The sequence below is a fragment of the Herbidospora sakaeratensis genome (genome assembly GCF_001570525.1).
Lineage (GTDB): Bacteria > Actinomycetota > Actinomycetes > Streptosporangiales > Streptosporangiaceae > Herbidospora > Herbidospora sakaeratensis.
The window spans coordinates 213,904-237,799 of the sequence record NZ_BBXC01000018.1 but is presented as its reverse complement, the minus strand read 5'-3'; the positions used below and the strand labels follow the sequence as shown (position 1 = coordinate 237,799).

Here is a 23,896-nt window from a genome sequence, read left to right as displayed (position 1 = left end):
TGGTCCGACATGCTGCGGGTATGGCCAACCGTTATGAGCCGGGATACTCAAGGCATGTCGGACCTTCTTGCCCGCCACCGCGCGGTGATGCCCAACTGGCTGGCCCTCTACTACAACGAGCCCATCGAGATCGTCAGCGGTAAGGGCAACCGCGTCGTCGACGCGAACGGGAAGTCCTACCTCGACTTCTTCGCCGGGATCCTGACCAACATGATCGGCTACGACGTCGCCGAGGTCCGCGACGCCGTGGAGCGCCAGATCGCCACCGGGGTCGTGCACACCTCGACCGTCTACCTGCTGCGCGGCCAGGTCGAGCTGGCCGAGAAGATCGCCCGCCTGTCGGGCATCCCCGACGCCAAGGTCTTCTTCACCAACTCCGGCACCGAGGCCAACGAGACCGCGCTGCTGCTGGCCACCTACGCCCGCAAGACCGACCAGATCCTGGCGATGCGGCAGAGCTACCACGGCCGGTCGTTCGGCACCGTGGCGGTCACCTCGAACCGGTCGTGGAAGAACAACTCGTTGTCGCCGCTGAACGTGCACTTCCTGCACGGCGCCGACCGCCACCTGACCCAGTTCCGCGGCATGAACGACGAGCAGTACATCGCGGCCTGCGTCGACGACCTGAAGCACGTGCTGGCCACCGCCGTCGGCGGCGACGTCGCCGCGATCATCGCCGAGCCGATCCAGGGCGTCGGCGGGTTCACCATGGCCCCTGACGGGTTGTTCCGCGCCTACCAGGAGGTGCTGGCGGAACAGGGCATCCTGTTCATCTCCGACGAGGTGCAGACGGGCTGGGGGCGTACCGGATCGGCGTTCTTCGGCATCCAGAACCACGGCGTCACCCCCGACATGATGACCTTCGCCAAGGGCCTGGGCAACGGCTTCGCCGTCGGCGGCGTCGTCGCGCGCGGCGACCTGATGGACAACCTGCACGCCGTCGGCCTGGCCACCTTCGGCGGCAACCCGGTCGCGATGGCCGCCGCCAACGCCACCCTCGACTACGTGCTCGATCACGACCTGCAGGCCAACGCCGCCACGACCGGCGCCATCATCATCGACGGCCTGCGCGAGGCCGCTGGAAGGCTCCCCTCGGTGGGGGACGTGCGCGGCAAGGGCCTGATGTTCGCCGTCGAACTGGTCGGCCCTGACGGCTCGCCGTCGCCCGAGCTGGCCGCCACATTCATGGAAGAGACGAAGAAGCTCGGCCTGCTCGCGGGCAAGGGCGGCCTCTACGGCCACACCATCCGCATGGCCCCGCCCCTCACCCTGACCGAGGAGGAGGCCCGCGAGGGCCTGGGCATCATCATCGCCGCTCTGGAGAAGTTGTGACTGACAAGCGCATCACCCATTGGATCGGCGGAGCCCCTCGGGACTCCGAGCGGTCCGGTGACGTGTTCAACCCGGCCACCGGTTCGGTGAGCGCCCAGGTGGCGCTGGCCTCCGCCGACGACGTCGACGCGGCGGTGGCCGCCGCGAAGGCCGCCTTCCCCGCCTGGCGCGACGCCTCGCTGGTCAAGCGCGCCCACGTGCTCTTCAAGTTCCGAGAGCTCCTGTACGCCAACCGCGACGCCCTCGCCGCCCTCATCTCGGCCGAACACGGCAAGGTGCACTCCGACGCCCTCGGCGAGGTGGCGCGCGGCCTGGAGGTCGTCGAGTTCGCGTGCGGCATCCCGCACCTGCTGAAGGGCGGCTTCTCGGAGAACGTCTCGACCAACGTCGACTCCTTCTCCATCAGGCAGCCCCTCGGCGTCGTCGCCGGCGTCACCCCGTTCAACTTCCCGGCCATGGTGCCGATGTGGATGTTCCCGGTGGCCATCGCCTGCGGCAACACGTTCGTCCTGAAGCCGTCGGAACGCGACCCGTCGGCGTCGCTGCTGATGGCCGAGTTGTGGCAGCAGGCGGGGTTGCCCGACGGCGTCTTCAACGTCGTCCAGGGCGACAAGGTCGCCGTCGACCGGCTGCTGGCACACCCCGACGTGAAGGCCGTCAGCTTCGTCGGCTCGACCCCGATCGCCCGCCACGTCTACGAGACCGGCACGGCGAACGGCAAGCGGGTGCAGGCGCTCGGCGGCGCGAAGAACCACATGCTGGTGCTCCCCGACGCCGACCTCGACCTGGTCGCCGACTCGGCGGTCTCGGCCGGCTTCGGCTCGGCCGGCGAGCGCTGCATGGCCATCTCGGTCGTGCTGGCCGTCGACCCGATCGGCGACGAACTGGTGGAGAAGATCGCGTCGAGGGCCCGGAAGATCAAGGTCGGCCCCGGCGACGACCCGGCGTCGGAGATGGGCGCCCTGGTCACCAAGGTCCACCGCGACAAGGTCGCCTCCTACCTCGACCTCGGCGAAGGCAAAATCGTCGTGGACGGCCGGGAGGGCCTCCCCGACGGCGACGGCTTCTGGCTCGGCCCGACGGTGGTCGACCACGTGCCGCCGGGCTCCCGCACCCACCGCGAGGAGATCTTCGGCCCGGTCCTCTCAGTCATCCGGGTGGCCTCCTACGAGGAGGGCCTGACCTTGATCAACGAGGGCGAGTACGGCAACGGCACCGCCATCTTCACCAACGACGGCGGCGCCGCCCGCAGATTCCAGAACGAGGTCGAGGTCGGCATGGTCGGCGTGAACGTGCCGATCCCGGTGCCGATGGCCTTCTACAGCTTCGGCGGCTGGAAGGCCAGCCTCTTCGGCGACACCCACGTGCACGGGGTGGAGGGCGTGCACTTCTACACCCGCGGGAAGGTCGTCACCTCCCGGTGGCTCGACCCTTCGCACGGGGGAGTGAACCTGGGCTTCCCGACCAACGGTTAGCCGAACGGGGCGGCAGGCGGAAACCGGGCCGGAGGGCGTGGCCCGGCCTGCCGCCTGCCGCTAGGTCGTTGTTCGGTCAGCTCGCTGGTCGGCTACGACGGTGCGCCGACGCTCGCTGCGGCTTCTGCTTCGGCGCGCCTGGTCGCCGCGCGGCTCGGCAGGACGACCACGGCCACCACGATGGTGATCGCCATCAGGACCGCGCCGATCAGGAACACCGCGCCGTAGCCGGCCTCCGGGGTGGACATGGTGGCCGCCACGGTGGCCAGGCCCGCCAGACCGAGGGAGCCGCCGACCTGCCGGGAGGCGCCGAGGATGCCGGACACCAGGCCCGACTCCGACCGTGCCACTCCGTTGGTCGCCAGCACGACCAGCGGGGTGAAGGCCAGCCCTGCGCCTCCGCACATCAGCACGCCCGGGATCAGGAGGCCGAGCACGTAGCCGTCGAGCACGGCCGACTGCAGCAGCAGACCCGCGATGCCGACGACGGTCGCGCCGATCAGGAGGGTGCGTGGCGTCATGCGCCGCAGCAGCAGCGGGGCAAGCCGACCGGTGGCGATCAGGGTGAGCGCGTGGGGCAGGAACGCCAGGCCGGCCGTCATCGGCGAGTAGCCGAGGTCGCCCTGCATGTGCAGCGACAGGAAGTACCACATCGCGAAGAAGATCGCCCCGGACAGCACCTGGATGATCGTGGTGCCGGCGACCGTGCGGCGTCTCAGCAGCGCGAGCGGGACCAGCGGGCTCGCCGTCTTCGACTCGACGAGGACGAACACCCCGAGCCCCAGCACGCCCACGACCAGCGGCACCAGCGCGACCGGCGAGCCCCAGCCGTGTTCGTGGGTCTCCACCGTGCCGTAGGCGATGGCGGTGAGCGCGCCGGTGACCAGCACCGCGCCGGGCAGGTCGAGCCGGGCCGAGCCCTCGGGCCGGTCGCGGGCGATCACCCGCAGGCCGGTGATCACGATGGCCAGGCCGATCGGCACGTTGATCAGCAACGTCCAGCGCCAGGAGAGCAGCTCGGTGAGGGTACCGCCGAGGATGCCGCCCGCCGCGCCCCCGGCCGCGCCGACGGCGTTCCAGGCCGAGATGGCGGCGGTGCGGCGTGGTCCCTCGGAGAAGGTCGTGGTCAGGATCGTGAGGGTGGTCGGGGCCAGCACGGCCGCGCCGACGCCCTGCAGCACCCGCGCCGCGATCAGCAGCCCCGGGTCGGCCGCGAGCCCGCCCAGCAGGCTGGCCAGCGCGAACACGGCGACGCCGGTGAGGAAGACGCGCTTGCGGCCGAACAGGTCGGCGGCCCTGCCGCCGAGCAACATGAGCCCGGCGAAGGTGAGCGCGTAGGCGTTGACGACCCACTGGAGACCCGTCTCGGTGAAGCCGAGCTCGGCGCGCATCGCGGGCAGCGCCACGTTCACGATCGACACGTCGAGCACGACCATGAACTGGCCCAGACAGGCCAGCACGATGACGGCGACGGCGGTGCGGTCGAGCGGCGCGTCTTCCGCGGCCGTCGAGGCCGGGGAGACGGACGCGGTCACGAGGCCCACCCCGCGGCGACCCAGTGGTCACGGTCGCCGGCCCAGGACGCGGCCGCGCCCACGATGCCGGCCTTGCGAGCGACACCCGGAGCCGGCATGTTCTCGGCGAATGCCGCAGCGGTGGAGAGGACCGGAGAAGCTCGGTGAACCACCTTCGACGCGTTCTCACCGGATTCCCGGCGAACCGCTCCCGGGCGACGCGACGGAAGGAGCGCGTTCTCGCCGGCCACCGGGCGTGTCGCCTTCGTGCTCCGCGACGGAAGAGGTGCCTTACCTGCGGATGCCCGGCGAGTCGCCTTCGTGCGTCGTGACGGGAGGGGTGCCTTGTCGGCGGATGCCCCGCGAGTCGCTGCCGGGCTTCGTGGCGCAAGGAGCGCGTTCTGGCCGGACTCCGGGCGAACCGCCCTCGTGCTTCGTGGCGGAACGGCCGGGTTCTCGGCGGACGCCTGATGAATCGCCTTGGGGCTTCGTGATGCAACGGGCGCGTTGTCGGCCGGTTCCCGGCGGGTCGCCTTCGGGTTTCGTGGCGGGAGAGGCGTGCTCGACCCCGGAACCATCCGGCGAAGCGCGCCGGGAGTTCGGGCGGGAGTGGGAGAGACGGCCGTGGTCATGCGCCGGGCCCCCGGCCGGACGCACTGGTGCTCAGTGCGGCGGTGGAGCGGGGTGGTGGGAACGGGGTGGAGCTCATGGGCTCGACTCTACGGAGGTCCACCGACAGAACTCACTCGGATATTGGTCCTAGGACCTGCGAGTAGGCTTCCGGGGAGTCCGGTTCCAGGCCGTGGAGGATCGTTGGCGTCGCGTCGTCTCACCGCCCTCGCCGGGGCCGCCGTCCTGCTGCTGGCCGCGTGTGGTCAGCAGGTCGTCTCCGCGCCGACTCCGTCCTCCTCCGCGACCAGGTCCCCTTCTGTCACGCCGTCGCGCACGCCGTCGCCGTCGCCGACCGCTTCGGGCACGGGGGAGGGCGCGCTGACCGTGCTGGCGCCCCGGGGGTTCGTCGAGTGGGGCGGCAACGACCGGAAGGTCAACTGGGTCGCGCCGTTCGAGCGCGAGACCGGTTGCCGGGTGACCTACCGGCCGTGGGAGTACGTCGCCGGCAACCCCGTCAACGTCGACACCTTCGACGTGGTCGCGGCCGGGCCCGATCTGGCCGGGAAGCTGGTCGCCGACGGCGGGGCGGCCCGCATCGACACCGGGAAGGTGGCCGGCTACTCCGGGTTGCCGAAGTGGGCGCGCGAGCTGGTCGGCGACCACGGCGTGCCCTACGTGTGGGACACCACCGTGGTGGCGCTGAAGGACGGCGCGAAGGGCTCCATCTTCGAGGCCGACGGGCCGGTGCTGCTCCGCGACAGCCCGCTGACCATCGCCGACGCCGCGCTGTCGCTCGGGTTCGACGATCCCTACCAGCTCAGCGCCGACCAGCTCGGCGAGGCCGTGGCGCTGCTGGAGAAGAACAAGGACGGCCGGGTCTACTGGCGCGACCCCGTCCAGGTGATCGAGGGTTTCGCGGGCGGGGCGACGATGGCGCAGGCCACGCCCTATGTGCTGGGCGGCATGGCGGGGGCCGGGCTGGCCGTCACCCGGGCCGGGGGGCCGGTCACGGGGTGGGTGATGTCGTGGATGGTCTCGGCCCGGGCGGCTCATCCCTCGTGCGCCGAGAGCTGGCTCGAGTGGTCGTTGCGGCCCGACGTGCAGCGGGAGGTCGCCTGGTGGACGGGGACCGCGCCGGCGAACCCGAAGGCGTGCACGTACAGGATCACTGAGGACGCGCCGCCCGGCGAGGCGGCCAAGCAGGCGCGCGTCGGGACGTTGTGCGACGAGCACGCCGACAAGGGTGTGGTGTTCGCCACCTTCCCGGCCGTCGACTGCGGCGGCGGGGCGGGGTCGTGCACGGCCTACGACGACTGGATCAAGGCCTGGACCTCCCTGAAGGAGGAGTAGGGCCCCCGAACAAGTTCACTGATTGGTGGACCAGTCGAATTCGTCCATCTTATTGAATGGTCAGTCAGTCAGCTGTTAGCCTGCTCTCCATGCGGATCCTCCTTGTCGGCGCTGGTGGCGTGGGTTCGGCCATGGTGGCCATCGCCTCGCGGCGCAGTTTCTACGACCACATCGTTGTTGCCGATTACGACGTGAACCGGGCCGTTTCCGCATGTGCCCGGATCGAAGACCCTCGTTTCTCCGCGATCGGGCTCGACGCCTCGAACGCGGCCGAGGTCGAGGCGGCCCTCAGAGCCCACGAGTGCGACGTGCTGTTCAACGCCGTCGACCCGCGCTTCGACATGCCGCTGTTCACCGCGGCCCTGAACGCCGGAGTGACCTACCTCGACATGGCGATGTCGCTCAGCGCCCGCCACCCCCAGCGCCCCTATGAGATGCCCGGTGTGAAGCTCGGCGACGACCAGTTCGCCCTGGCAGACCAGTGGGAGGAGCGCGACCAGCTGGCCCTCGTCGGCATGGGCGTCGAGCCCGGCCTCGCCGACGTGTTCGCCCGCTACGCCGCCGACCACCTCTTCGAGACGATCGAGGAGATCGGCATCCGCGACGGCTCCAACCTGCGCGTCGACGGCTACGACTTCGCCCCGACCTTCTCCATCTGGACCACCATCGAGGAGTGCCTGAACCCCCCGATCGTGTGGGAGGACGGCCGCTGGCACACCACCGAGCCGTTCAGCGAGCCCGAGGTGTTCGACTTCCCCGAGGGCATCGGCCCGGTGGAGTGCGTGAACGTCGAGCACGAAGAGGTGCTGCTGGTGCCCCGGTGGGTCGACACCCGCCGCGTCACCTTCAAGTACGGCCTCGGCAACGAGTTCATCGAGGTGCTGAAGACGCTGCGCAAGCTCGGCCTCGACTCACCCGGCACCGTGAAGGTGAAGGGCCTGGACGTGTCGCCGCGCGATGTCGTGGCCGCCTCGCTGCCCGACCCCTCGACCCTCGGCGACCGCATGCGCGGCAAGACCTGCGCCGGCACCTGGGTCAAGGGCGTCGGCAAGGACGGCCGGGCGCGCGAGGTCTACCTCTACCACGTGGTCGACAACGAGTGGTCGATGCGTGAGTACGGTTGTCAGGCCGTCGTGTGGCAGACTGCGGTGCACCCGGTCGTCGCGCTGGAGCTGCTGGCCAACGGGGTCTGGAAGGGCAAGGGCGTGCTCGGCCCGGAGGCCTTCGACGCGGTGCCGTTCCTCGACCTGCTCACCGACTACGGCTCTCCTTGGGCGCTCCGCGAGCAGTGAGCTGCCGCTCACCGCGTCTGGGCACGACCGGAAGAAGGGCTTCGGCGCACTCGTCACACGCGTGGACGGTGGTGTCGTCGGGCAACCGGCCGACTCGGACGCGGGGGCGAGGCCATTTCTTGTGGCAGACCACACAGGCGTCTCCGTCGCGCTGGAGCGAGGTGAGACCTGCCGGGTCGAACGTCAGCAAACCTGTCCGCCTCCTCGGTCATGTGTCGGAACCGTTATAACGCGACTACCTGGTGTGATCGACCAGCACGACGCCAAGTCGGGGTTAAATGACTGGCATCCGACAGGGCGTACAACAACAAAACGGGCACCCGGCCACAAGCCGGGTGCCCTATTTGGGGTGAATCACACCTCACTGACGGCTTTTTCGAGGATGGTCAAACCCTCGTCGAGCAGGTGGTCCGGAATCACCAAAGGCGGGAGGAACCGGAGCACATTGCCGTAGGTGCCGGCGGTCAGCACCACGAGCCCCTCGGCGTGGCACCGCTTGGCGATCTCCGACGCGGCGGCCGGGTTCGGGTCCTTCGTGCCCGGGACGACCAGCTCGATCGCCGTCATGGCCCCCCGGCCCCGCACGTCCCCGATGACGTCGAAGCGCTCCTGGAGGGCGCGCAGGCGCGGCAGCATCAGGTCGCCGATCGCGCGGGCCCGCTCGACCAGGCCCTCCTCCTCGATCGTCTCCAGCACGCCCAGGGCCGCCTCGCAGGCGACCGGGTTGCCGCCGTAGGTGCCGCCCAGGCCGCCGGCGTGCACGGCGTTCATGAGCTCGGCGCGGCCGGTCACGGCGGCCAGCGGCAGGCCGCCCGCGATGCCCTTGGCCGTGGTGATGATGTCGGGCACGATGCCCTCGTCCTCACAGGCGAACATCTGGCCGGTCCGGGCGAAGCCGGTCTGGATCTCGTCGGCGATGAACACGATGCCGTTGGCCTTGCAGAACTCCGCGATGCGCGGCAGGAAGCCCTTGGCCGGCACGATGAAGCCGCCCTCGCCGGCGATCGGCTCGATGATGACCGCGGCCACGTTCTCGGCCCCGATCTGCTTGGTGATCTGGTCGATCGCCTGCGCCGCGGCCTCCTCGGCCACGTTCTCGCCCGGCCACCGGTAGGGGTAGGCGAGCGGCATGCGGTAGACCTCGGGGGCATAGGGCCCGAAGCCCTGCTTGTACGGCATGTTCTTCGCCGTCAGGGTCATGGTCAGCAGGGTGCGGCCGTGGTAGCCGTGGTCGAAGGCGACCACCGCCGGGCGGCCGGTCGCCAGGCGGGCCACCTTGACGGCGTTCTCCACCGCCTCGGCGCCGCTGTTCACCAGGAACGTGCGCTTCTCGTGGTCACCCGGGGTGATCGTGTTGAGCTTCTCGCAGACGGCGACGTACGACTCGTACGGCGTGATCATGAAGCAGGTGTGGGTGAAGTCGGCCACCTGGTTCTGGACCCGCTCGACCACCTTCGGGGCGGCGTTGCCGACGTTGGTGACGGCGATGCCCGAACCGAAGTCGATCAGGGAGTTGCCGTCGGCGTCGACCAGCACGCCGCCACCGGCCTTCGTCACGAAGACCGGCAGGGTGGTGCCCACGCCGGCGGGCACCGCCGACTGCTTGCGGGAGAACATCTCCCGCGACTTGGGGCCGGGGATCTCGGTGACGAGGCGGCGCTCCTGGGGAAGCCCCGGGCCGCCGTGGGCTGTAGTGGTCATGTGGTCGACGTTACGTCCCCCCGTGCGAAGTCTCGATGCTCCGACGTGGCAGAATCGAGGATCGCCACGTGCCGGAATGGACAACTCGAGGGGGCCGATAGGTGGCGCCGTCCCTGCGCAGGATCACCACCATGGCCGGGCTGCGCGTGCTGGCCGGGTCGGGCGCGCTCGACCGCCCGGTGCGCTGGGTCGCGGTGAGCGAGCTGGAGGACCCCACGCCGTTCCTCGAGGGCGACGAGCTGGTGCTCACCACCGGGATGCGGACGGCCTCGTGGCGACCGTACATCACCCGGCTCGTGAGCCGAGGCGTCGCGGGCCTGGGGTTCGGCATCGGCCTCAGCCACGCGCGGGTGCCCGCCGAGCTGGTCGCGGCGGCGGCCGAGGCGGGGTTGCCGCTGGTCGAGGTGGCCAGGGAGACCCCCTTCATCGCCATCGGGAAGGCCGTGAGCGACCTGCTGGCGGCCGAACACTACGAGGAGATCACCGGGGCCTTCGAGGCCCAGGGCCGGCTGACCAGGGCCGCCCTGCGCGGCGACGGTGCGGCGTCGGTGGCCGACCGGCTGGCCCGGGAGCTCGGCGGCTGGGTGGTGCTGCTCGACGAGACCGGCACGGTCCGGCACGCCACCCCGCCCGAGGCGCAGGAGCGCGCCGCCGGGCTGCGCAGCGAGTTCGCCCGGCTCAGGAGCGGCGCGGCGGCCGTGGCGCTGGCCGGGCCGCAGGAGAACGTGGTGGTCCAGCCCCTCGGCGGGCGCGGCTTCTTCGCCGTCGGCGCCGGCCACCCCTTCACGCCGATCGCCCACACGATCGTCAACGCGGCGGCCTCGCTGCTGACCCTGGCGCTGGAGCAGGGCGCCGCGCCCGAGCGGCTGCGCTCGGCGGTGCTCCGGCTGCTGGTCGCGGGGGAGACCGAGACGGCCCGCGCGGTCCTGTCGGACGTCGGCGTGACGCTGCCCGACGATCCGGTGGTCGTTCTGGCCGTCGCCGAGAGCGGCCCCATCAGGGCCTTCCACGCGCCCCACGGCGACGCGACCGTCGTGATCTGCGGCGAAGCGGAGATGCCGGCCCTGCGCGACGCCTTCGACGGCCCCGTCGGCATCAGCCTCCCCGGCCCGCTGACCTGCGTCGCGACCGCCGTCGACCAGGCGGTGCGGGCCTACCGGGCCGGGCGGGGCAAGCTGAGCTTCGCCGACCTGGCCGGTCAGGGCCTCCTCGACCTGCTCGACCCCGAGGCGGTGCGCGCCTACGCCGCGGTGTTGCTGGCCCCGCTCGACGAGCAGCGCGGCGACCTGCGGGAGTCTCTCCAGGCGTATCTCGCCTGCAACGGCCACTGGGACGCCGCCGCGCAGCGGCTCGGCGTGCACCGGCACACCCTGCGCTACCGCATGAAGAAGGCGGCCGACCTGCTCGGCCGCGACCTCGACGACCCGGCCGCGCGGGCGGAGTTGTGGATCGCCCTCAGTGCGCCTGGGGCACCAGGAACTGGTTGATCGTGGCGTTGGTGACCACGGTGTAGGTCTGGGCGTCGGGCAGATGCCCGGCACGTTCCAGTGAGATCGCCCCCTGGGCGGCGGCCCACAACGCGTCGGCGATCTTGCGGGGCTGGGTCGGCGTCAGGTATCCGGCCGAGATGCAGTCGGAGATCACCCGGTCGAACAGGTTCAGCGCCGCGCGGGCGAGGGTGCGGGCCCGCTCCGACGGGACGAAGCCCGGGATCGCCCGCTCGAACATCAGGCTGTAGTAGCCGGGCTCGGCCAGCGCCGCCTCGCGGTAGGCCGGGCCGAGCGACTGGAGGTACTCGAACGGGTCGGTGCGCGCCGGCACGGCGGCCAGACGGCGGCGGAACCGTTCGAAGCCTTCGAGGTAGAGCGCCTCGGCCAGGCCCTCTTTGCTGCCGAACATCGTGTAGATGACGGTGGTGGCGCACCCGGCCTCGGCGGCGATGCGCCGCACGGTCAGGCTCTCGGGCCCCGCGCTGATCAGCAGTTCGCTGGCGACGTCGAGGAGTTTGGTGCGCAGCTCGTCGTAGGTACTCCGCTGGCCGAGAGCGTACGCGCCCTGCAATCCGAGCGGGACCGGCGTGGCCATGAGCGACGAGCCCTTCTCATCAAGGGGCCCTCGCATCGGACCCGAACCTTGACTTAACCACGCCACTCAGCGTTCAAACCGCACCGCAATGGAAAACATCCCGAAATTGCGGCGCAACCGTGACATGGGGTTGGAGCATGGGGACTTGTCCGCAATGGCCAGAAGATTGCAGCCGATTGTGCGATGCGGAGTAAGGCCCGTTACACGATAGTGGCATAGCGTCAGTTGCATGAGCGTTGCCATGCCTTTCTGGATCGCCGGCCGTCCCGCGAATGGGGAGGCCGAGCTGACCGTCACCAACTCCCACGACGGCCGGACCGTCGGGGTGACCTCCTTCGCGACCCCCGATCAGGTCGAGGAGGCGGTGGCCGCCGCCCACGCCGTGGCGCGTCAGGCCGCGGCGCTGCCGATCCACGTCCGGGCCGAGGCGCTCGCCCACGTGTCGCGGCGCATCGCCGAGCGGGCCGACGAACTGGCCCGGCTGATCAGCGGTGAGAACGGCAAGCCGATGTTCTGGGCCAGGGGGGAGGTCAACCGGGCGGTCTCCACCTTCCGGTTCGCCGCCGAGGAGACCCGCCGGTTCAGCGGCGAGGTGGTCCGGCTCGACACCGAGGCCGCCGCCGCCGGGCGCATGGCCTACGTCTCCCGGGTGCCGCGTGGTCCGGTCCTGGCGATCTCGCCCTTCAACTTCCCGCTCAACCTGGTCGCCCACAAGGTCGCCCCGGCCATCGCGGTCGGCGCGCCGGTGATCGTCAAGCCGGCCCCCAAGACGCCGCTGTCGGCGCTGGCGCTGGGCGAGATCCTGGCCGAGACCGACCTGCCCGAGGGCATGTTCTCGGTCCTGCCGGTGCCCAACGACCGGGCCGCCGCGCTGGTCGACGACCCGCGCCTGCCGGTGGTGTCGTTCACCGGCTCCACCCCCGTCGGGTACGCGATCATGGACCAGGTGCCCCGCAAGCACGTCACCCTCGAACTCGGCGGCAACGCGGCGGCCGTGGTGCTCGCCGACGCCGACCTCGACTGGGCGGCCACCCGCATCGCGCTGTTCTCCAACTACCAGGCCGGGCAGAGCTGCATCGCCGTCCAGCGGGTGATCGTCGACGAACTGGTCGCCGACGCCTTCGAGGGCAAGCTCGTCGAGGCCGTGAACGCCCTGGTCACCGGCGACCCCGCCGACGAGAAGACCCAGGTCGGGCCGCTGGTCTCGGTGGAGGCCGCCGAACGCGTCGAGGCGTGGGTGGACGAGGCGGTCGCGGCCGGCGCCAAGGTCCTGGCCGGGGGCTCCCGCGACGGCGCCGCCTACGCCCCGACCGTGCTCGCCAACGTACGCAAGGACGCCAAGGTGGTCCGCGAGGAGGTCTTCGGGCCGGTCCTCGTCGTCCAGCGGGTCAACGGGCCCGACGCGGCCTTCGCCGAGGTGAACGACTCGGCGTACGGCCTCCAGGCGGGCGTCTTCACCCGCAGCCTCGACCTGGCGTTCCGGGCCAACCGGGAGCTGGAGGTGGGTGGCGTGATCATCGGCGACGTGCCGTCGTACCGGGCCGACCAGATGCCCTACGGCGGCGTGAAGGACTCCGGCGTCGGCCGCGAAGGTCTGCGGTCGGCCATGGACGACTACACCTACGAGAAGGTCATGGTCCTTACGGGCCTGACGCTCTGACGAATTTTGGGTGACAAAAACGGGCATAGGGGATTGGGTCTCCCTGATTAGGTAAAGGCTTCGGCCATGAAGGCGGACGATGTCGTGGACCTCCTGGGCCGCACCCCGGGGCTGTGGGTCAATGACGAAGACGGCGACGACGATCCGGTGCTGCTGCGTTCGGACGGCAGCCCGGTTGACACCTGGCGTGAGCACTACCCCTACAACCAGCGTCTCGAGCGCCCCAGCTACGAGCGCGACAAGCGACTGCTCCAGATCGAGCTGCTGAAGCTGCAGTACTGGCTCAAGGACACCGGCGGCCGTCTGGTCATCCTGTTCGAGGGCCGCGACGCGGCCGGCAAGGGCGGCACGATCAAGCGCTTCATGGAGCACCTGAACCCCCGTGGCGCCACCGTGGTCGCGCTGGAGAAGCCCAGCGAGCGCGAACGCACCTCGTGGTACTTCCAGCGCTACATCCACCACATGCCGGCCGCCGGCGAGATCGTCCTGTTCGACCGGTCGTGGTACAACCGCGCGGGCGTCGAGCGGGTCATGGGCTTCTGCACCGATGAGCAGTACGAGGAGTTCATGGTCCAGGCCCCGATGGTCGAGAAGCTGCTCGTCCGCGACGGGATCAAGCTGGTCAAACTCTGGTTCTCGGTGTCCCGCGCCGAGCAGCGCACCCGGTTCGTGATCCGGCAGGTCGACCCGGTACGCCAGTGGAAGCTGTCCCCGATGGACATCGCCTCCCTGGACAAGTGGGACGAGTACACCCAGGCCAAGGAGCGCATGTTCGTCAGCACCGACACCGACGAGGCCCCCTGGACGGTCATCAAGTCGAACGACAAGAAGCGCGGCCGGGTCGAGGCGATGCGGCACGTGCTCAGCCTGTTCGACTACGACGACAAGGACACCACCATCGTCGGCACCCCCGACCCCCTGATCGTCAGGAAGGCCGCCGACATCGTCGACGAGGACCTCTCGGACGACGGCGACGAGTTCAGCCTCTAGGCCTTCTCGGCCATGTCGAACACCTGCTTGGCGGCGCTGCCGAAGTAGGGGCCGTACATCATCGAGTTGTCGTCGCTGTACTTGAAGCTGCTGACCGACGTCACCGTGCCGCGTCCCGTGGCCGCGTCGAAGCCGGTCAGCCACGGGCCGCCGCTCGCCCCCGCCGTCAGGTCACACCGGAGCCCCTGGTCGTGGGTCTGGCTGTGGGGGTCGGGCTTGGCCGGGCCCGCGCAGTACATGAGCCGCTCGCCGTCGTAGGGCGGGTCGGCGGGGTAGCCGAAGCCGTGGGTCTGCTGGCCGCGCTTCACCCCGAACCCGATCTCCAGGGCGCCCGCGACGTCGTTGACGTGGCGGCCCAACTGGGCGTTGAGGGCGACCATGCCGACGTCGTAGCTGTCGTCGGCGGCCCGTGACCAGGGCCCGGCGACGAACATGCGGCGGGCCGAGAACGTGCCCAGCGGGCGGGCGCCCTCGTCGTAGCCGGGCACGAACACCCAGTTGCGGGCCCAGGCGCCGGTGCCGTCCTTGACGCAGTGGCCGGCGGTGACCACCACGTCGCGGTTGGCCGACCGGACCGACCCGGCCGAGCAGACGAAGTCGACGCCGTCCATGGTCAGGAAGACCCGGCCGGCGGCCCGCCCCACCAGGCCGCCGGACTGCCACCGCGCCGAGGACACCGGCACCCGCCGCGCTTGCCGCGTCGTCGCCGGAGCCGCCTGGCGCTTGCGCTTCGGCCCCAGGTTCTCGGACAACTGCCGCACGACCTCCAGCAGCCCGATGGGCAGGGCCTTGGCCATGCGCTCGGGCGTCCAGTAGCCGGCCGGCGCGGCCGCCGCCCAGTGGTGGACGACGTCGGGCGGCGGCCCGGCGGCCGGGTTCGCGGCCGGACTGAGAGTGGCGAGAACGAGCGTCAGCGCGGTCAGGACGGGGGTCATGGCCCCAGATTGTGGACCACTATCCGTGTTCGTATGACTACTTTTGGTAAATCAGGTGAGCGCGGTCCGCTGGGCGGCGTTGTAGAGCGCCTGGGCCTCGCCGCCGAAGTAGGGGCCGAACATCCAGAAGCTGGCGAAGTTGTACTTGAAGCTGTTCACCGAGTTCAGCATGCCGGCGCCGGTCTTCTCGTTGAAGTTGGAGAACCAGGGGCCGCCCGACGAGCCGCCGGTCATGTCGCAGTTCAGGCCGAGGTCGTCCGACAGCAGGAAGTCGTCGAACACCCGCCCGCTGCAGTAGGTCAGCTTCGAGCCGTTGTACGGCGCGGCGGCGGGGAAGCCGAAGGCGTACATCTGGCGGCCGCGCGGCTGGTTGAAGGCGATGCCCTGGCCGCCGACCACGTCGGTCAGGTACTCCCCGTCGAGCGGGGCCACCACGGCCGCCGCGACGTCGTGGTTCATGTCCTCGCTGCGGCTCCACTGCGGCGTGGTCAGCAGGTTGGTGGCCACCCAGGTGCCGTAGGGGCGCTGGCCGTTGTCGTACGCGGGCACGAACACCCAGTTCTTGTGGAACGCTCCACCCAGGCGCACGCAGTGCCCGGCGGTGATGACCACGCTCTTGTTGGCGCTCGTCACGGCGTTGCCCGAGCAGGAGGCGTTCCTGCCGGCCCCCGAGCCCGAGGCGACGGTGAAGAAGACCCGGCCCGAGGTCTTCACCACGGCGCCGCCGCCGTTCCAGGGGGCGCCGTCGGAGGTGGCCGAGGCGGCGGCGGGCTCCCCGGCGGCGGCGTCGGCGGTGAGGGTGGGCTTGACCGAGGCGGGCTTGGCGTCGGGCAGGTCGAGGAAGGCGGCCGCGCCGCTGGCGAAGCGCTGCGCGCTGGCCGCCGGGGCGTCGAGCGGCTTGGCGGCCTCCATCTTGGCCTCGGTCCAGAAGTTCTCCACCGCGCGCTGCTCGCTCTTGCTGTCGGCGGCCGCGACGGCCACCGGCTTGGGCTCCGCGCCCCCGGCGGCGGCGGCCGTCGCGGGCAACAGCGCGGCCACGACCGGGACGGTGACTAAGGGGGCCAATCGGGTCAGGCGGCGGGGCGCCGAGCCATGCATGCGTACCTCCGTTATCGGATGTCCTGACGCGCGAAATTAGCGACCCCGGTGTCCCTCTTTCTCCTTTATGTACATATGGATATAGCGGGATACGGGCATAGATCGCCTGGAATAACCCGAGGCTCAGGCGTACCGGGACGTGGCGCACAATGGTGCGGTGAACCGACCGGAAATCCCCCCTCGTTCGATCACGGTGCTCGGCTCGACCGGCTCGATCGGCACCCAGGCTCTCGACGTCATCGTCCGCAACGGGTTCCGGGTGGCCGGGCTGGCCGCCGGCGGGGGCCGTCCCGACCTGCTGGCCCGGCAGGCGGCCGAGACCGGCGCCCCCGTCGTGGCCGTGGCCGACCCGGCCGCGCTGCCCGCCGTGCGCGAGGCGCTCTCGGCCCTGGGGGCCGCGCCCGAGGTGCTCGAAGGCCCCGAAGGGGTGGCCGAACTGGCCGCGCGGCCGTGCGACATCGTGCTCAACGGGATCACCGGGGCCCTTGGGCTGACCTCGACGCTCGAGACGCTCAAGGCCGGCACCACGCTCGCGCTGGCCAACAAGGAGTCGCTGATCATCGGCGGGCCGCTGGTCAAGCGGCTGGCCGCGCCCGGCCAGCTGATCCCGGTCGACTCCGAGCACTCGGCGCTCTCGCAGTGCCTGTGGGCGTCCGGCCCGGCCGGCTACCGGCCCGAGGCCGTGCGCAAGCTGGTCGTGACCGCCAGCGGCGGGCCGTTCCGGGGGCGGCGGCGCGGCGACCTGGCCGACGTGACGCCCGAGATGGCGCTCAACCACCCGACCTGGAACATGGGGCCGGTCATCACGATCAACTCGGCGACGCTGGTGAACAAGGGCCTGGAGGTCATCGAGGCCCACCTGCTGTTCGACATCGGGTTCGACCGGATCGAGGTGGTCGTCCACCCGCAGTCGGTGATCCACTCGATGGTCGAGTTCGTCGACGGCTCGACGGTGGCCCAGGCGAGCCCGCCCGACATGCGGCTCCCGATCGCGCTGGCGCTGAGCCACCCCGGCCGCCTGCCCCGGGTGTCGTCGCCGGTCGACTGGACCCGCGCCCACACGTGGACCTTCGAGCCGCTCGACGTCGAGGCGTTCCCGTCGGTGCCGCTGGCCCGCCACGTGGGGGAGCAGGGCGGCACCGCGCCCGCGGTCTACAACGCGGCCAACGAGGTGTGCGTCGAGGCGTTCATGAAGGGCGCGCTGCCGTTCCTGGCGATCGTCGACACGGTGGCCGAGGTGGTCGAGGAGCACGAGGTCGGCCGGGCCGAGTCGATCGAGGAGGTCCTGGCGGCCGACGCCTGGGCCCGCGCGCGGGCGGCGGAACTGACCGCCTGACGCCGGAAAGGCCCGGAGCGCGTGCGCCCCGGGCCTTCTCAGATCACATCAGGTCACGCTGCGGTGCAGGTGAGCGTCGGGATCGGGTTGGTGCCCGACTGGGAGGCGAGGAAGCCGAACGTGGCTGTGGCGTTCGCCGCCAGGTTGCGGTTGTAGCTCTCGGGCACGGCCGTCACCTGGCCGCCCGACGAGGTGTGGGTCGCGCCCCACATCTGGCTGATGGTCTGGCCGTTGGCGAAGGTCCACCTGACCGTCCATCCCGAGATGGCGGAGTTGCCGGCCTTGACCGTCACCGAACCGTTGAAGGCCCCCGGCCAGAAGCTGGCGATCGAGTACGTCGCCGTGCAGCCGCCGTTGCCGCCACTGGGCGACGGCGTGGGCGTCGGGGACGGGGTCGGCGTGGGCGTCGGGGTGGGCGTGGGGGTCGGCGTCGGGTTGGGCGACGGGCTGGAGGTGCCGCCGATGCCGGTCACCTGGCCGTTGCCGCCGTCGAAGACGACGTCGGAGCAGCCGTAGAACGTCTCGTTGCTGTCGGAGCGCTGCCACACCGAGTAGATGATGTGACGGCCGCTCTTGCCCGACGGCAGGTTGGCGTTCCAGTAGTAGTAGGCGTTCTCGTTGCCCGGGTTGCCGACGCTCGGCGGGTTGGTCGAGGAGTCGAACGGGGTCGACTCCAGGTCGCTCCACGCGAGCGGGCGGGTCGGGCTCCACGAGTCCTTGGTGATGTACAGGCGGAACGTGCCCGGGTGGGCGGCCCACTTGTTGTACCGCATCTGGATGTTGGCGCCCGAGGTCAGGTGCGTGACCGGCCAGTCGTTGCGGGCCAGGTCGAAGCCGCTGAAGTTGTAGACGACCGCCGCGCCGGAGCACAGGGAGCCGTCGGGGATGAACCCGGACATCCGGCCCGCGCCGTCCGAGCGCAGCGTCGCGAACCAGTTGTAGAGGGAGTTGGTGCCGCTCTGGGCGACGGCCGCGGCGCAGGCCGCGTTCTTGGGCTGGATGGCGCCGTTGCCGTTCAGGCCGTCCTTCCAGCACAGGTACGTACGACTGCCCGGCACCATCAGCGCGCCGTGGGCCTGGGCGGGGCTGGAGACCAGCACGGTCACCGCCGTGGCCGCCAGTGCCACCACCGCGGTGGCTATGGCGGTGAGCCTGAATCTGAGCGTTCTACTACGTGGTCCGACCACGGATGTCCCTTTCACCTGGCCGTGGCTGCTGCCAGCCTCGTTATGGGGCGGCCAATCGCCGCACTGCTGCGGGAGCGCTCACGCGATTCGGAATGTAAATCGGGCTTCCCGGCGTGCCCAGGTCACAGGGGTCGTTCGCGGCTTTTGCCCAGGTCGGCGATGAATGATTCATCAGAAGCTGGGGCAGCGGGTGGCCGCGCGGGTTTGGCTGATCCGGCGCCTGCCTAGACTGATGGACGTCAAGGACGACTCTTAGCGCAAGGTGCTGAAATGTCTGTTGATCTCGGGATTCCCTCCCTGCCGGTCAAGCCGATCTCCCCCCGGCGCCGTTCGCGTCAGATCATGGTGGGCTCGGTGCCGGTCGGGGGTGACGCCCCGATCTCCGTGCAGTCCATGACCACCACGCTCACCGCCGACGTCAACGCCACGCTGCAGCAGATCGCCGAGCTCACCGCGTCGGGTTGCCAGATCGTCCGGGTCGCCGTCCCGTCGCAGGACGACGCCGACGCCCTCCCCATGATCGCCAGGAAGTCGCAGATCCCGGTCATCGCCGACATCCACTTCCAGCCGAAGTACGTCTTCGCCGCCATCGAGGCCGGCTGCGCGGCGGTCCGGGTCAACCCCGGCAACATCAAGAAGTTCGACGACAAGGTCGGCGAGATCGCCCGCGCGGCCAAGGACCACGGCGTGCCGATCCGCATCGGCGTGAACGCCGGCTCCCTCGACCCCCGCCTGCTCGCCAAGTACGGCAAGGCCACCCCCGAGGCGCTCGTCGAGTCGGCGCTCTGGGAGTGCTCCCTGTTCGAGGAGCACGACTTCCGCGACATCAAGATCTCGGTCAAGCACAACGACCCGGTCGTCATGATCAAGGCCTACCGGCTGCTGGCCGAGAAGTGCGACTACCCCCTCCACCTGGGCGTGACCGAGGCCGGGCCGGCCTTCCAGGGCACGATCAAGTCGGCGGTCGCGTTCGGCGCCCTGCTGGCCGAGGGCATCGGCGACACCATCCGGGTCTCGTTGTCGGCGCCCCCGGTCGAAGAGGTCAAGGTCGGCAACCAGATCCTCGAATCCCTCAACCTGAAGCAGCGCGGCCTGGAGATCGTCTCCTGCCCCTCCTGCGGCCGGGCCCAGGTCGACGTCTACACCCTCGCCGACCAGGTCACCGCCGGGCTCGACGGGCTGAAGGTGCCGCTGCGGGTGGCCGTCATGGGCTGCGTCGTCAACGGCCCCGGCGAGGCCCGCGAGGCCGACCTCGGCGTCGCCTCCGGCAACGGCAAGGGCCAGATCTTCGTCAAGGGCGAGGTCGTCAAGACCGTGCCCGAGTCGCAGATCGTCGAGACCCTGATCGAAGAGGCGCTGCGGCTGGCCGAGGAGATGGGCGTCGACGTCGACCTCGACGACGACGACGCTCCTGGGCCGCAGGTCATCGTCCGGTGATGATTCGGTAATCCGCCTCGGCGACTCCGTGTGATCGCCCCGTCACTTGGGGGAAGCTGGCCTCTGTCGTGTGAGCAGAGGAGAGAGCACGTGAAGCGAGTCGTCGGGGTGGTCTCCGGGGTCACGGTCCTGTCCGCCGGGCTGGTGGCAGGGGTGGTGACGGAGCCCGAAGGGGCCGATGCCGCCCAGGTCGTGCCCTCGCAGCGGATCGTGTGGGGGGCGTGCGCCGCGCCCGCCCCCAAGGGCGCCCCGCCCGCCACGCTGGCCGAGATCCTCAAGGAGCTGACCGGGAACGGCGGCGGCCTGGGCCAGGCGGTGCCGGCCCGGACCACCGCAGGCCCCGAGTGCGCCAACGTCCGGGTGCCGCTCGACCCGGCGCAGCCCGGCGGGCAGCAGATCACCATCGCGCTCAACCGCTTCAAGGGCAGCGCGCCCCGTGACGGCAACCACCTGGGGCCGCTGCTGGTCAACCCCGGCGGACCGGGGGCCTCCGGGCTCGCGCTGGCCCGCCACGTCGCGGCCTCGCTGCCGCCCGAGGTGGCCGCCCGCTACGACGTGATCGGCTTCGACCCGCGCGGCGTCGGAGCCAGCAAGCCCGCGCTGAGCTGCGTCGACCCCAAGCGCTACTACGCGACGCCGCGCGCCGACAACGTGCCGGCCGACGAGGCCGCCGAGCGGGTGCTGCTGGCCCGCGCCGAGACCTACGCCGCCGGGTGCGGCAACCGGTTCGCGTGGATGTTGCCGTACATGACCACCGAGAACGCGGCCCGCGACGTCGAGGCGCTGCGCCGCGCCCTCGGCGAGGAGAAGATCAGCTGGCTCGGCTACTCCTACGGCACCTACCTGGGTTCGGTGTACGCCACCCTGTTCCCCGACCGGGTCCGCCGGATGGTGCTCGACAGCGTGGTCGACCCCACCAAGGTCTGGTACGACGCCAACCTCGACCAGAACGTCGCCTTCGACGAGCGCCACCGCGACTTCCTCGACTGGGTGGCCGACAACAACGAGCTCTTCCGCCTCGGCGACACCGAGGAGGAGGTCTCCTTCGCCTGGTACGGCATGCGCAAGCGGCTGGCCGAGCGCCCCGCCGGCGGCGTCGTCGGCCCGAGCGAGCTCGACGACACCTTCACCGTCGGCGGCTACACCGACGCGGTCTGGGCCTCCTTCGCCCGCGCCTTCTCCGACTACGTCCGCAAGGGCGACGTCACCGCCCTGGTGAGCGCCTACCGCCAGCACGGCGAGAACGACGCCGCCGACGAGAACAACTACGCCGTCTACCTGTCCACCCAGTGCCGCGACGCCGCCTGGCCGCGCGACTGGAGCACCTGGCGCGCCGACGCCCGCCGCATCTACGCCCGGTCGCCGTTCATGACCTGGAGCAACACCGTCTACAACCTGCCCTGCGCCTTCTGGCCGCACGCCGGGGGCCCTCCGGTGACCGTGGGCGGCAACCGCGGCCTCGTGCCGGTCCTGATCCTCCAGTCGCGCCGCGACGCCGCCACGCCACTGCGGGGCGCGCTGACGGTCCGCGACCGGTTCCCGTCGGCCCGGATGATGCTGGTCGGGGGCGGCAACCACGGGGTCAGCTTCGGCGGCAACCCGTGCGTCGACCGGCAGGTGGCGGCCTACCTGAAGGACGGCGTGCTGCCCCAGCGCCGCCGTCCGGGGAGCGAGCCCGACCTCACCTGCCCGCCGCCGGGGGCGCGGGCGGCCACCCGGATGGCCTCCACGGCCGGGAATCCGACCCACGAGACGCTCACCCAAGTCCTCCTCGGTCGCTGACCAATCGGGGGGTCTGGCGTAGGCTGGGCGGGTGATGCTGCGTACGTCGGCGTCGCGCGTGCTGGACGACAACGATCGCGACGAGGTGCTCCAGATCCTCGACGCAGATCCGGTCGCCAACGTCTTCGTCGCCTCCCGGGTCAGGTCGGTCGGCCTGAGTCCCTCCCGGTTGGGCGGCCAGATGTGGGGGTTCGGCCCGCGCGGCGGGCTGACCTCCCTCTGTTACGCCGGCGCGAATCTCGTGCCGGTCAACGCCTCCCGCGAGGCCGTCCACGCCTTCGCCGACCGGGCCCGCAAGCAGGGCCGCCGCTGCTCCTCGATCGTCGGGCCCTCGGCCGCCGTGGAGCACCTGTGGGAAAGGCTGGAGCCCCATTGGGGCCCGGCGCGGGCGATCCGCTGGGCCCAGCCGGTCATGTCGATCAGCTCGGCCCCGCTCGTCACGCCCGACCAGCTGGTCAGGCGGGTGCGGCCCGAGGAGTTCGGCACCGTCCTGCCCGCCTGCGTGGCGATGTTCACCGAGGAGGTCGGCGTCTCGCCCGACAACGGCGACGGCGGCGCGCTCTACCGGTCACGGGTCGCCGAACTGATCCGCATCGGCCGCTCCTACGCCCGCATCGACGACGGCCGGGTGGTCTTCAAGGCCGAGATCGGCGCGGTGACCCCCCAGGCGTGCCAGATCCAGGGCGTCTGGGTCGACCCCCTCTACCGGGGGCGCGGCCACGCCTCGTCGGGCATGGCGACCGTGGTCGAACAGGCCCTCAAGTACTTCGCCCCCGTGGTGACCCTCTACGTGAACGACTACAACGCGCCCGCCCGCGCGGCCTACCGCCGGGTGGGCTTCCACGAGGTCGACACGTTCACCTCGGTGCTGTTCTAGGTCGTTTCCGATCGGCGGATCCGGTCGCTTCCACCGCCCGAAATTTCGGGATATCGGGCTGGTCAGGTAGATGTGATTCTGACCAGCCGGTCGAGCAAGCGGTTCAGGGCGGCCTCGGGATCTCCGGTGAGGCCCGCGTGGACGGGGCCGGTGCGCACGATCGTCGAGCGCGGGGCGGTCAGCCAGCGGAACCTGCTGCCCAGCGATTCGGAGCGAAGCGGGCCCTCTTCGGCCGAGCAGCTCAGCTCGTAGGCCATCAGCGAGTGCAGCACCCCGGGCAGGTTCGCCGACGGGCAGAGGGCCTGCAGGCGGGCGGCGTCGAGGTCGGTGCGGGCGCACAGGTAGCCGCGCGGCTGGCAGTAGACGATCACGCCGGCGTTGATCAGTTCGCCGCGCTCGATGTCCGGGACGATCTGGATCAGCGCGTACTCGTAGACGTCGCGGGTCATGAGCGCCAGAAGCCGCCGATCGTGTTGGTCCGCACGGGAGTCTTGGGTGCCGCGGTCAGGTCGGGATGCCAGGCGGTCGAGGCGGCTCTCGTCAGCAGGTGGTCGACGTAGGCGTCGCGGGAGTCGTCGCCGAGCCACTCGCCCGGGACCAGGGAGACGGCGTGCCGCAGCAGGTCTTCGGTCACCGGGAGCGGGATCACCTCGGTCGCGAACCTCGTCATCACGTGGTCGCTCGCGTCGAAGGGCCGCAGCGGGTCGGCGCGGGGCCAGTTGTGGTGGAACCACAGGGCCGCGCCGTGGTCGATCAGCCAGATCGCGTCGTGCCAGACCAGCAGGTTGGGGTTGCGCCACGACCGGTCGACGTTGTGGATCAGGCCGTCGAACCAGATCAGCCTCCCCGCGAAGTCGGGGTCGGGGTTCCAGACCGGCGGGTCGAAGCCCAGCGCGCCCGGGAGGAAGTCGATGGCCAGGTTGTCGCCCGCGCTGGCGTTCAGCAGGTCCTGGATCTCCTCGTCGGGCTCGCGGCGGCCCAGCTGCGGGTCGAGGTCGATCACCTTCAGGTCGGGGGTGGCGAAGCCCAGGCCCCGGGCCAGCTCGGCGCAGATCACCTCGGCGACCAGCACCCGGCGGCCCTGCCCGGCGCCCCGGAACTTGACGACGTGGGTGCCGAGGTCGTCGGCCTCCATCACACCGGGCAGCGAGCCGCCCTCGCGCAGCGGCGTGACGTAACGCGTCGCCGTGATCCGTTCCAGCACGCCGGACAGGTTACCTGGACTGGGTGCGC

Annotated in this window: 19 protein-coding genes; 11 read left to right on the top strand and 8 right to left on the bottom strand. The window is 70.8% G+C overall.

Annotation, left to right across the window (positions count from 1 at the left end; all coding sequences use genetic code 11):
- Window positions 1–54 precede the first annotated feature (54 nt).
- Window positions 55–1,332 (top strand): aspartate aminotransferase family protein, encoded by a 1,278-nt coding sequence (locus tag AW271_RS29315; RefSeq protein WP_062340830.1) that lies wholly within the window; start codon window positions 55–57, stop codon window positions 1,330–1,332.
- On the top strand, window positions 1,329–2,807 hold the full coding sequence (locus AW271_RS29310) for a CoA-acylating methylmalonate-semialdehyde dehydrogenase (protein WP_062340829.1): 1,479 nt from the start codon (window positions 1,329–1,331) through the stop codon (window positions 2,805–2,807). Before AW271_RS29315 ends, AW271_RS29310 begins: the two co-directional genes overlap by 4 nt.
- 92 nt (window positions 2,808–2,899) lie before the next feature.
- Here AW271_RS29310 and AW271_RS29305 read toward each other — a convergent pair whose 3' ends face one another.
- Complete coding sequence (locus tag AW271_RS29305) at window positions 2,900–4,342, bottom strand: MFS transporter (protein WP_157554726.1); 1,443 nt, start codon at window positions 4,340–4,342, stop codon at window positions 2,900–2,902.
- A 792-nt stretch (window positions 4,343–5,134) separates the two neighbouring features.
- Here AW271_RS29305 and AW271_RS29300 point away from each other — a divergent pair.
- Together AW271_RS29300 and AW271_RS29295 are read left to right on the top strand one after the other, a co-directional pair.
- Complete coding sequence (locus AW271_RS29300; RefSeq protein WP_157554725.1) at window positions 5,135–6,283, top strand: type 2 periplasmic-binding domain-containing protein; 1,149 nt, start codon at window positions 5,135–5,137, stop codon at window positions 6,281–6,283.
- 89 nt (window positions 6,284–6,372) lie between these two features.
- Window positions 6,373–7,575, top strand: a complete 1,203-nt coding sequence (locus AW271_RS29295; RefSeq protein WP_062340826.1) for a saccharopine dehydrogenase family protein — start codon at window positions 6,373–6,375, stop codon at window positions 7,573–7,575.
- Window positions 7,576–7,929: 354 nt separating this feature from the next.
- Here the strand turns inward: AW271_RS29295 and gabT are convergent, their stop codons facing one another.
- The gene (gene gabT / locus AW271_RS29290; RefSeq protein WP_062340825.1) at window positions 7,930–9,276 is read right to left on the bottom strand and encodes a 4-aminobutyrate--2-oxoglutarate transaminase; all 1,347 of its coding nucleotides are present in this window, start codon (window positions 9,274–9,276) and stop codon (window positions 7,930–7,932) included.
- Between the two features lie 101 nt (window positions 9,277–9,377).
- Between gabT and AW271_RS29285 the strand changes: the two genes are divergently transcribed.
- Window positions 9,378–10,763 (top strand): PucR family transcriptional regulator, encoded by a 1,386-nt coding sequence (locus AW271_RS29285; protein ID WP_062340824.1) that lies wholly within the window; start codon window positions 9,378–9,380, stop codon window positions 10,761–10,763.
- Here AW271_RS29285 and AW271_RS29280 read toward each other — a convergent pair.
- On the bottom strand, window positions 10,732–11,397 hold the full coding sequence (locus tag AW271_RS29280; RefSeq protein ID WP_245653263.1) for a TetR/AcrR family transcriptional regulator: 666 nt from the start codon (window positions 11,395–11,397) through the stop codon (window positions 10,732–10,734). The two genes, AW271_RS29285 and AW271_RS29280, sit on opposite strands and share 32 nt — an antisense overlap.
- Window positions 11,398–11,590: 193 nt before the next feature.
- Here AW271_RS29280 and AW271_RS29275 point away from each other — a divergent pair, with 193 nt between their 5' ends.
- Window positions 11,591–13,021, top strand: coding sequence for an aldehyde dehydrogenase family protein (locus AW271_RS29275; RefSeq protein ID WP_062340822.1), 1,431 nt, complete (start codon window positions 11,591–11,593; stop codon window positions 13,019–13,021).
- A 66-nt stretch (window positions 13,022–13,087) separates the two neighbouring features.
- Entirely contained in the window at window positions 13,088–14,011 is a 924-nt protein-coding gene (gene ppk2, locus AW271_RS29270; protein WP_062340821.1) for a polyphosphate kinase 2, read from the top strand.
- Here the strand turns inward: ppk2 and AW271_RS29265 are convergent.
- Both AW271_RS29265 and AW271_RS29260 read right to left on the bottom strand, forming a co-directional pair.
- The gene (locus AW271_RS29265; RefSeq protein WP_062340820.1) at window positions 14,008–14,946 is read right to left on the bottom strand and encodes a trypsin-like serine peptidase; all 939 of its coding nucleotides are present in this window, start codon (window positions 14,944–14,946) and stop codon (window positions 14,008–14,010) included. The genes ppk2 and AW271_RS29265 overlap by 4 nt on opposite strands.
- 51 nt (window positions 14,947–14,997) lie before the next feature.
- Window positions 14,998–15,984, bottom strand: a complete 987-nt coding sequence (locus AW271_RS29260) for a trypsin-like serine peptidase (RefSeq protein ID WP_218008208.1) — start codon at window positions 15,982–15,984, stop codon at window positions 14,998–15,000.
- 217 nt (window positions 15,985–16,201) lie between these two features.
- Here AW271_RS29260 and dxr point away from each other — a divergent pair, with 217 nt between their 5' ends.
- Entirely contained in the window at window positions 16,202–17,380 is a 1,179-nt protein-coding gene (gene dxr / locus AW271_RS29255; protein WP_157554723.1) for a 1-deoxy-D-xylulose-5-phosphate reductoisomerase, read from the top strand.
- 53 nt (window positions 17,381–17,433) lie between these two features.
- On the opposite strand, the gene AW271_RS29250 is transcribed toward dxr, so the two are convergent.
- Window positions 17,434–18,510: a lytic polysaccharide monooxygenase gene (locus AW271_RS29250; RefSeq protein ID WP_245653262.1), complete on the bottom strand. Its 1,077-nt coding sequence runs from the start codon at window positions 18,508–18,510 to the stop codon at window positions 17,434–17,436.
- A 327-nt stretch (window positions 18,511–18,837) separates the two neighbouring features.
- Here AW271_RS29250 and ispG point away from each other — a divergent pair, with 327 nt between their 5' ends.
- The 3 genes from ispG to AW271_RS29235 all read left to right on the top strand — a co-directional run bounded on the left by ispG (window position 18,838) and on the right by AW271_RS29235 (window position 22,663).
- Window positions 18,838–20,004 carry a flavodoxin-dependent (E)-4-hydroxy-3-methylbut-2-enyl-diphosphate synthase gene (ispG, locus tag AW271_RS29245; protein WP_062340816.1) on the top strand — a complete coding sequence of 389 codons (1,167 nt, stop codon included), beginning with the start codon at window positions 18,838–18,840 and terminating at the stop codon, window positions 20,002–20,004.
- 90 nt (window positions 20,005–20,094) lie between these two features.
- A complete protein-coding gene (locus tag AW271_RS29240; protein WP_063818152.1) occupies window positions 20,095–21,786 on the top strand; it encodes an alpha/beta hydrolase in 1,692 nt (563 codons plus the stop codon).
- Between the two features lie 34 nt (window positions 21,787–21,820).
- Entirely contained in the window at window positions 21,821–22,663 is an 843-nt protein-coding gene (locus AW271_RS29235) for a GNAT family N-acetyltransferase (RefSeq protein WP_062340815.1), read from the top strand.
- A gap of 62 nt (window positions 22,664–22,725) precedes the next feature.
- On the opposite strand, the gene AW271_RS29230 is transcribed toward AW271_RS29235, so the two are convergent.
- Entirely contained in the window at window positions 22,726–23,112 is a 387-nt protein-coding gene (locus AW271_RS29230) for a DUF3037 domain-containing protein (protein ID WP_062340814.1), read from the bottom strand.
- Window positions 23,109–23,867 carry a HipA family kinase gene (locus tag AW271_RS29225; RefSeq protein ID WP_062340813.1) on the bottom strand — a complete coding sequence of 253 codons (759 nt, stop codon included), beginning with the start codon at window positions 23,865–23,867 and terminating at the stop codon, window positions 23,109–23,111. The genes AW271_RS29230 and AW271_RS29225 overlap by 4 nt, the downstream gene beginning before the upstream one ends.
- Between the last annotated feature and the right edge of the window lie 29 nt (window positions 23,868–23,896).